The organism is Fretibacterium fastidiosum, assembly GCF_000210715.1.
Classification (GTDB): Bacteria; Synergistota; Synergistia; order Synergistales; family Aminobacteriaceae; genus Fretibacterium; species Fretibacterium fastidiosum.
In genome coordinates this window covers 1,008,708-1,016,971 of sequence record NC_021038.1, presented here as the reverse complement: position 1 = coordinate 1,016,971, position 8,264 = coordinate 1,008,708, and the positions used below count along the sequence as shown (strand labels likewise).

Sequence of the window (8,264 nt, the reverse complement as noted above, 5' to 3'; positions counted from 1 at the left end):
GGGCGACCGCGTGGCCGTGCTGGGGTACGAGCGCGACCTCCTGCCCTTCATGCGCGACTGGGGCTGGCGCGTCGCGGTGTTCGATGACCGGGGCATCGGGCCGGACTGCTTCCCCCAAAGCGACTTCTCCCGAGGCGTTCGGGAGGCGGAGTGGGTGTGGCTGTCCCCGGAGGCAATCCGCGACCGGTGGCTGCTCTCCACGCGGGAGGAGCTGACGAGGAAGAAGGGCTGCTTCCTCCAGGGCCCCGGCCTCCCCGCCCTGCCCGGAGCCTTTGCACCCCTCGGCGTCACGCACCTCGTCGTTCCGAGGGGGGACGCTTCGCCCGAGGCGGCCATGGCGGCGGAGGCCCACGTCGCAGCGGGCGGCAGCCCGTGGCTCAGCGGCGCGCTGACCTGGAGGGTCTACCCGGCGCAGGGCGGGGGCCGCCGCGCGGCGAACGACCCGGCGGAATCGTGCGGTGGGGGCTCAGGCGCTCCTTTTGTGAAGTGAAGAAAGGGTATAATAAGCAGGGGAAGCGGACGATCTTGTACGGAGGGGGCGGTTTTTCGTGCTACAGCGTTCTTATTGGCTGAATGGACGGGAGGATGTCGCCGCGGCGGTCGAGAGGGCGAAGTCCGAGGCCTCGAAGTTGCCGCGTCTGGATTCCGTACTGGCGGTCGTTTTTCTGAAACGCACGGCGGTCCCGCTCTGGGGAAATATCCTGGGGAGCGTTCGAAGCGCGTTCCCCGGCGCGGAGGTCTGTGGGGCCACGGTGGACATGAGCGTCACCGACGGGACCCGATGGCTCTCGCCGGAGTGGGGTGAGGACTCCGACGTCCTTGGCTCCCTCACCTTCATGTTCTTTGAGCGCTCCTCCGCGCGGGCCATGGTGCTGCCTGACGACCCGGTCACAGCGGGCACGACGCTGCGACAGGCGCTGGATGAGGACGCGGACGCCAGAGCCGTCGGCCTCCTGATCAGCGACATGCGCGTAGACTTCAACCCCCTCTTTCGGGAGATTTCCCACGTCCGCCCCGAGATCGTCTTCTTCGGCGGGACGGCCTGGGCCTGGAGCGAACCTGAGGGACGCCGGCTGTTTTGCGGGGATGTGGCCCTCACGCGCGGCATCGTCGTCGTCTTCTTCAGTGGTCGGGAGCTGCACGCCTGCGAGAACTCGTCCTTCGGCTGGGTGCCCATGGGCCCTGAGCTGATGGTCACACGCATGAAGGACGACTTCACGGTCTGTGAGCTTGATGGGAAGCCCGCCGGCGAGGTCCTGGAGTACTACCTGGGCTGGCGGGAGAGCTGGGACCCGCTGGAGGACGCCATGGCCTTCCCCCTGTGCTTCGAGCGCGGAGGGCAGCTGGTGGGGCGTCACATGAACGCCTTCCTCGACGACGGGAGCGTCCAGCTGGATGCGGACCTTCGGGTGGGGGAGAGGCTTCGCATCTCCTGCGGCGCCCCCTTCGCCATCCTTCGGGAGGCCGTGGCGAACCACAGGCGAATGGTGGACTTTCGCCCGGAGGCGATTGCTGCCGTCAGCTGCGCTGGCCGGCACCAGATGCTGCGGGAGAACCGGGGGCAGGAGTTCGACGTTCTCCGCCAGCTGGCGCCCTCTGCAGGCTTCTACTCGTACGGCGAGGTCCAGCGAAACGGTGGCGAGATTTCGATCACGAACCTGATGCTGGTCACCGTCGGCTTTCGGGAGGGGGAGCCCACAGGGGCGGAGCCCGTGATCCGGGTGGCGCCGCTGCACCTTCAGAAACAGACCTCCGTCATCGCCCACCTCCTGCACATGGTGGACGTCATGACGCAGGAGTGGGAGGACGCGCGGGGCCGCCTCGTCGTCCTGGCGGAGCGCGACGCGCTCACGAGCCTCCTGAACCGCCGCGCCATGGAGGAGTCCCTGCGGCAGGTCCTGCGCGAGAGGGCGAAAAAGCCCCAGGACGTCGCCGTGTTGATGATCGACCTGGACGACTTCAAGGGCATCAACGACACCTACGGGCACGCGATGGGCGACAAGGCGCTGGTGGCGCTGGCGGATATCCTGCGGAACAGCACGCGGCGCAACGACGCGATCTGCCGCTGGGGTGGGGACGAGTTCTTCGTCATCCTGACCGGCGCGAGCCGCGCCGTCGCGGAGCGGATCGCCGAGCGCATCCGGTCCGCGGTGTCGATCCTGAACCTCCTGCCGGATGGGAGGCGGCTCACCCTGAGCGTCGGCGTGGCCTCCGTCGTTCCCGGCGACACGCCCACCCAGCTCTTTCACCGCGTGGACGAGGCGCTCTACGCCTCCAAGCGGATGAAGGGCAAGAACCGCGTGATGTTCCGCTGAGGCTCCTTGTCCTCCGTCCGGCATCGGGTTTAGAACAGCAGGCACGTTTTTGTCTTTCGTGTAGATTGGAGTGACGGGCATGAACAGGATCATCACCATCGGCCGCGAGTTTGGCAGCGGGGGGCGGGAGCTGGGCCGCCGCCTTGCCGACGCCCTTCAGTTCGCCTATTACGACCGCGAGATCATCACGGAGCTGGCCAGGCGCACCTCCCTCTCGGAGGAGTACGTGCAGCGGATCGTGGAGCATCGGCCCACCGCGGCGTTCCCGATCCACGTGGGGCGCAGCTTCTACCCCATGGTCAACCCGATGTGGGAACAGGGACAGGCCGTCTATCAGGAACAGCACCGCCTCATCAAGGAGATGGCCGCAGCGTCGAACTGCGTCATCGTGGGGCGCTGCGCGGACTACATCCTGCGGGACATGCGGCCCTTCCGGATCTTCGTCTACGCGGAAATGGCGAGCAAGATGCGGCGATGCCGCGAGAAGGGCGAGGACGCGAAGGCGATGTCGGACAAGGAGCTGACGCAGCACATCAACGACATCAACAGGGGCCGCGCGAAGTACTACGAGTTTTACAGCGGGCAGGAGTGGGGCGGACGCCTGAACTATGACCTCTGCGTCAACACGACCCAGCTGGACCTCGCCGAGGTCGTCGCCGCGATCGCGAAGCTGTTTTGACAGTCGGGGCAGAGATGAAAAATGAGAGCGGGGGAACGGCTGTTGCAGCCGTTCCCCCGTTCGGTTTCAAAGCCCGCAGGGAATAGGGCTGATCCTAATCCCCCGACGTGATGGCGACCTTCTTGTGGGCCCTGTCCTCCTGCTTCTCGTCCACCTCGATGGTGAGGACCCCGTCCTTGAAGGTGGCCTTCGCGCTGTCGGGGTCCGCCTCGACGGGGAAGGAGATCACGCGCTCCACCTTGCCCCAGCTGCGCTCGGACCGGAAGTAGCTCTTGCCCTCCGTGCCCTCCGTCCGCTCGCTCCTCTTCTCCGCGGAGAGCGTCAGACGGTCGCCGTAGACGTGAAGCTCCACGTCCTCCGGCTTGATGCCGGGCAGCTCCGCCTCGACGCAGAGCTTCCCGTCCTTGCGGTAGAGGTCCGTCTTCGCGGAAAGCCCGCCGCTCCCCTCGAAGGGGAACAGCCCCATCTGCTCTGCAAGACGATCCATGCTGTCGAAGATCGACGCCGCAGGTCCTCCAAAACGGCCATAGACTACCGGTGCGTATCCGTTCCTCATCGTAAACAACCTCCTGAAAGAAGTATTTTTTATCGTTTTTCCGTCGGAGAGGAGGCGTTGCCTCCCCGGCTCCATCCTCCCTCGACGTGAGTTATCATAACACTGACCTTTAATGACTATATCGTCAAAATCGATGAATGCGTACCTCCGTCGTTTCGCTGACCTTTGCTGACTTTTTGCTTTTCGCGCCGCTACGATGTGGATCGTCCGGATATTTGCTATACTTTTCACGATGCTGTGCCGCCGGAGTGGAGGTGCCGTGCGGCGTCCCCCGACGACGAGGGGGCGATCTGCTTATTCTGGGAGGACTGTAGACTTTGCGTATTTTTTTGCCTGGCGCGGGAGGCTTCATCGGGAGCCATCTGATCGAGAAGATCCTGAACGAGTCCGATTACGAGGTCGTGGCCTTCGACCTCTGCGGCGAGAGCCTGAAGCGCTTCGAGGGGCGGGATCGCTTTACCTTTCATCAGGGGGACATCTTCAGGGAAAACGACTGGATCGAGGCCCAGGTGGCCGCCTGCGACGTCGTCCTGCCCTTTGCGGGCGTCGCGAAGCCCGCGTACTACCTCAGCAGCCCCCTGTGGACGTTCGAGCTGGACTTTGAGCAGAACCTCAAGGTGGTGCGCATGTGTGCGGAGCACAGGAAGCGCGTGATCTTCCCCTCGACCTCCGAGGTCTACGGGCTGTCCAGCGACTCCGTGCTGCTGGAGGACGAGAGCCCCCTCATCGTCGGCCCCATCTGCAAGATGCGCTGGATCTACAGCTGCGGCAAGCAGATGATGGATCGCGTGATCGCGGCCTACGGCCTGGAGCGCGGGCTCCAGTACACGCTGTTCCGTCCCTTCAACTGGGTTGGGCCGAGGCTCGACACGATGGAGGACGCCCGCTGTCGCAAGGCCCGGTCCATCACCCAGATCATCTACGACGTCCTGTACCGGGGGGAGGTCACCCTGGTGGGCGGCGGGGAGCAGCGCCGGAGCTTCACCTGGATCGGGGACGGGACGGATGCGCTCATGGCCCTTTTGCGAAACGAGGGGGGACGGGCGGACGGCCAGATCTTCAACATCGGCAACCCGGACAACAACTTCTCCATCCGGGAGCTGACGGAGCTCATCCTGGACGTGATGCGCCAGGACCCGCGCTTCGCCCCCCGCGCCGAGAAGGTCCGCGTCGTCTCCGTCCCCGCGGAGGAGTACTACTCGAACGGCTACGACGACATGAGGAACCGGGTCCCCTCCATCGAAAAGATGAGGGAACGGATGGGCTGGAGGCCGAAGGTGGGGCTGCGGGAGGCCGTGCGCCTGACGCTCGATGCGTTTGAGGTGCCCGCGGAATGAGGCCGGGCGGCAGGGAGGGGCCTCGCTTCCTCCGCTGGCTGGCGGCGGCGCGTCCCCTCATCCCATGGGCCGTCCTGGCCCTGCTGGCGGTGGCCGTCTACTTCTGGGGTCTGGGGCGGTACGGCCTCATCGACCCGGACGAGGGGCGCTACGCCGAGATCCCCCGTGAGATGATCGAGTCCGGCGACTTCGTGACGCCGCGGCTGAACTACGTCAAGTACTTTGAGAAGCCCGCGCTGCACTACTGGCTGACGGCGGCGTCCTTCGCGGCCTTCGGGCAGAACGAGGCGGCGGCCCGGCTCTTTCCCGTCCTGTTCGGGCTGGGAGGGTGCCTGCTGACCTTCGTCGCCGCGAGGCGCATGACGGGGAGCGCCCGCGCGGGGGCCGCCGCCGCCGCCGTGCTGGTCAGCTCCGTGCTGTGGTACGCGCTCTCGCGGCTCAACGTCATCGACATGACGCTGACGTTCTTCTTCACGCTGGCCATGCTGGGCTATTGGCTGTGGTTTCGGGGTGGGGAGGGTGCCGGCCGCCGGCCGCTCCTGCTCTTCTACGCCGCCATGGCGTTGGCGACGCTCTCCAAGGGGCTGATCGGCGTCGTCCTCCCCGGCGGGATCGCCGTGCTGCACCTGGCCAGCCTGAGGCGGTGGAGGGCGATCCCGCGCCTGTTCTCGCCCTGGGGAATCGCGCTGTACTTCGCGGTCGTCCTGCCGTGGTTTCGGGCCGTCTGCGCCGCCAACCCGGACTTCTTCGACTTCTTCTTCGTCCACGAGCACTTCACCCGCTACCTGACGACGGAGCACGGCCGCTACGAGCCCTTCTGGTTCTTCGTCCCCATCCTTCTGGGGGGCCTCGTGCCCTGGACCGGGATGCTCTGGGACGCCTTTCGCGCCGCGCGGGGACGGGGCGGGCTCCTGAGGCGGGAGGACGGCCTGTTCCTGAGCCTTTGGTTTGCCGTTCCCCTGGCCTTCTTCTCCCTGTCGGGGTCCAAGCTGGTCCCCTACGTCCTTCCGTGCCTGCCCCCCCTGGCCGTGCTCATCGGCGCAGCCGTCGAGGGGATACTGAGGGGCGGTGCTCCCGCCATGCGGGCCGGCCGCCGATTCGCCTGCCTGAACGCCCTGATCCTGCTCCCCATCGTCCTGGCCGGCGCGGTCTACCCCGCGCTTCGTCCGGAGGACGCCTACCTTCGGGCGGCGACGAACCCCTTCTGCTTTGTGCTGACGGCCTTCTGCCTGGCCTCCTTCGTCCTGCTCCGCGCCCGGACGCGAGGCTTTCTGCTGCTCTGCCTCCTGGCGCTGACGGCGCTCTTCGTGGCCGGGACGGGTTTCGACCTGATGGCGGCCCGCGACTCGAGGCGCCCCATCGCCGCCATGCTGCGCGAAAGGCTGCGGGCCGACGACACCGTCGTCGCCTACGGGGACTTGATGCAGGGGCTGTCGTTCTACCTGGGCCGCCGCATCGCGATCGCCGGCGGTCGGGGAGAGCTGGACTTCGGCGCAGCGCAGGAGGAGGACCCGCGCTGGTTCCTGAACGCGGAACAGCTCCGCAGGCTGTGGAACGGGCCGGATCGCGTCCTGCTGGCCGCGAGCCGGCGCAGGCTGGAAGAGCTGACGCGGGACCTGGGACGCGAGCCCGTGCGCCTGGGGGAGACGGAAAAGGAGATCCTGTTCACGAACTTCTGAAAAACGCATTGTCTTTAGGGGACGACGGGGCTGTGCCTTGAGGGACGGCGCCGTCCGAATTCCTCCGCGACGGCGGATTTCGTGGGCTTTGCGCCATTGACGCCTTTTGCACCAGGGAGGGCTGCTTGAGATTGAGTGATACGACCGCATCCATGAAAGAAAGCAAGGACATTTCCATCATCATTCCCGTCTATAACGAGGAGGACAGCCTGCCCCGGCTCTTCGATCGGCTCTTTCCGGTCCTGGAGGGCATGGGGCGGACCTATGAGGCCGTCTTCGTGAACGACGGCAGCGGCGACGCCTCCCTTCCGCTCCTGCTGAGGGAGTGGAAACGGCGGCCGGAGGAGGTTCGCGTCATCGACTTCAACGGCAACTTCGGCCAGCACATGGCCATCATGGCGGGGTTTAACGCCGCGTCGGGGAAGAACGTCATCACGATGGACGCGGACCTGCAGAACCCCCCGGAGGAGATTCCCCGCATCGTGGCCTGCCTCGAGGAGGGGCACGACGTGGTGGGGACGGTCCGTCGGCACCGTCGGGACACGCTGTTCCGCCGCACGGCCTCGCGCGTCGTGAACTGGCTGACCAATCGGATCACGGGCCTGTCGCTGCACGACTACGGCTGTATGCTGCGGGGCTATCGGCGTGATATCATAGACATCATCAACGAGTCGGCGGAGACGACGACGTTCATCCCCGCCCTCGCGCAGAAGTTTGCGGTCAACCCCGTGGAGATCGAGGTGGCGCACAGCGAGCGGGAGAGCGGGGCCTCCAAGTACAGCCTGTTTCGCCTCATCCGCCTGAACTTCGACCTGATGACCAGCTTCTCCCTCGTCCCGCTGCAGGCCGTCACGATGATGGGGCTGGCCGTCTCCGTGTTGAGCCTCTGCTTCGCCGTGTTCATGCTGATCCGGCGCCTGTGGGTCGGCCCGGAGGCCGAGGGCGTCTTCACGCTCCTGGCCCTGAACTTCCTGCTGATGGGGGTGACGATCTCCTGCGTCGGCATCACCGGGGAGTACATCGGCCGCCTCTATCAGGAGGTGCGCCGCCGGCCGCGCTACATCGTGCGCCGCTTCTACGGCCTGGACGGAGAGGCCCCGGAGGCGGGGGAGGGGCGGTGAGCGAGGTGAGCGAAAAGAGGCCCTGCCGCGCCGTGGTGTTCGCCTACAGCTCCGTCGGCTGCGAGTGCCTGAAGGTCCTGCTGGAACAGGGGGTGGACGTCCGCCTCCTCTACACGCACCGGGACGACCCCGGCGAGGTCCGATGGTTCGATTCCGTGGGCGACCTGGCCAGGGCCCGCGGCCTTTCCGTGCTGACGCCGGACGCGCTCTCGGGGGAGGTGGAGCGGGTGCGGGCGGCTGCACCGGACGTGATCTTCTCCTTCTACTACCGGTCGCTGATCCCCATGAGCGTCCTGAGCCTCGCGCCGTTGGGGGCCTTCAACCTGCACGGCTCCCTCCTGCCCCGCTACCGGGGCAGGGCCTGCGTCAACTGGGCCGTGCTGAACGGAGAGCCGGAGACGGGGGTGACGCTGCACCGCATGACCGCGCGGGCGGACCGAGGCAACGTCGTGGACCGGATTGCCGTCCCCATTGGGCCGGACGAGACGGCCATCGAGGTCTTTCAAAAGCTGGTCCCCGCGGCGGGCGCCGCCCTGCGGCGCAGCCTGGGGGCAATCCTGGCCGGAGAGGCCGGGGG

Annotated in this window: 8 protein-coding genes; 7 read left to right on the top strand and 1 reads right to left on the bottom strand. The window is 66.6% G+C overall.

Annotated elements, in window-relative coordinates; translation table 11 throughout:
- The 3 genes from SY1_RS04600 to SY1_RS04590 form a co-directional block, all read left to right on the top strand.
- Positions 1-490, top strand: a 490-nt coding sequence (locus SY1_RS04600; RefSeq protein ID WP_208872850.1) for a hypothetical protein, incomplete at its 5' end; no start/stop codon positions are given.
- A 58-nt stretch (positions 491-548) separates the two neighbouring features.
- A complete protein-coding gene (locus SY1_RS04595) occupies positions 549-2,315 on the top strand; it encodes a sensor domain-containing diguanylate cyclase (protein ID WP_208872848.1) in 1,767 nt (588 codons plus the stop codon).
- A 79-nt stretch (positions 2,316-2,394) separates the two neighbouring features.
- Positions 2,395-2,994: a cytidylate kinase-like family protein gene (locus tag SY1_RS04590; protein ID WP_015556334.1), complete on the top strand. Its 600-nt coding sequence runs from the start codon at positions 2,395-2,397 to the stop codon at positions 2,992-2,994.
- A gap of 94 nt (positions 2,995-3,088) precedes the next feature.
- On the opposite strand, the gene SY1_RS04585 is transcribed toward SY1_RS04590, so the two are convergent.
- Positions 3,089-3,550: an Hsp20/alpha crystallin family protein gene (locus SY1_RS04585; RefSeq protein ID WP_015556333.1), complete on the bottom strand. Its 462-nt coding sequence runs from the start codon at positions 3,548-3,550 to the stop codon at positions 3,089-3,091.
- Between the two features lie 317 nt (positions 3,551-3,867).
- On the opposite strand from SY1_RS04585, the gene SY1_RS04580 reads away from it, so the two are divergent.
- The 4 genes from SY1_RS04580 to SY1_RS04565 all read left to right on the top strand — a co-directional run.
- Entirely contained in the window at positions 3,868-4,887 is a 1,020-nt protein-coding gene (locus tag SY1_RS04580) for a bifunctional UDP-4-keto-pentose/UDP-xylose synthase (RefSeq protein WP_208872847.1), read from the top strand.
- Positions 4,884-6,566 (top strand): phospholipid carrier-dependent glycosyltransferase, encoded by a 1,683-nt coding sequence (locus SY1_RS04575; protein ID WP_015556332.1) that lies wholly within the window; start codon positions 4,884-4,886, stop codon positions 6,564-6,566. The genes SY1_RS04580 and SY1_RS04575 overlap by 4 nt, the downstream gene beginning before the upstream one ends.
- Positions 6,567-6,718: 152 nt before the next feature.
- Positions 6,719-7,687 carry a glycosyltransferase gene (locus SY1_RS04570; RefSeq protein WP_208872845.1) on the top strand — a complete coding sequence of 323 codons (969 nt, stop codon included), beginning with the start codon at positions 6,719-6,721 and terminating at the stop codon, positions 7,685-7,687.
- A 5-nt stretch (positions 7,688-7,692) separates the two neighbouring features.
- Positions 7,693-8,264: formyltransferase family protein (locus SY1_RS04565; protein ID WP_279369719.1), on the top strand; the 572-nt coding region annotated here is incomplete at its 3' end.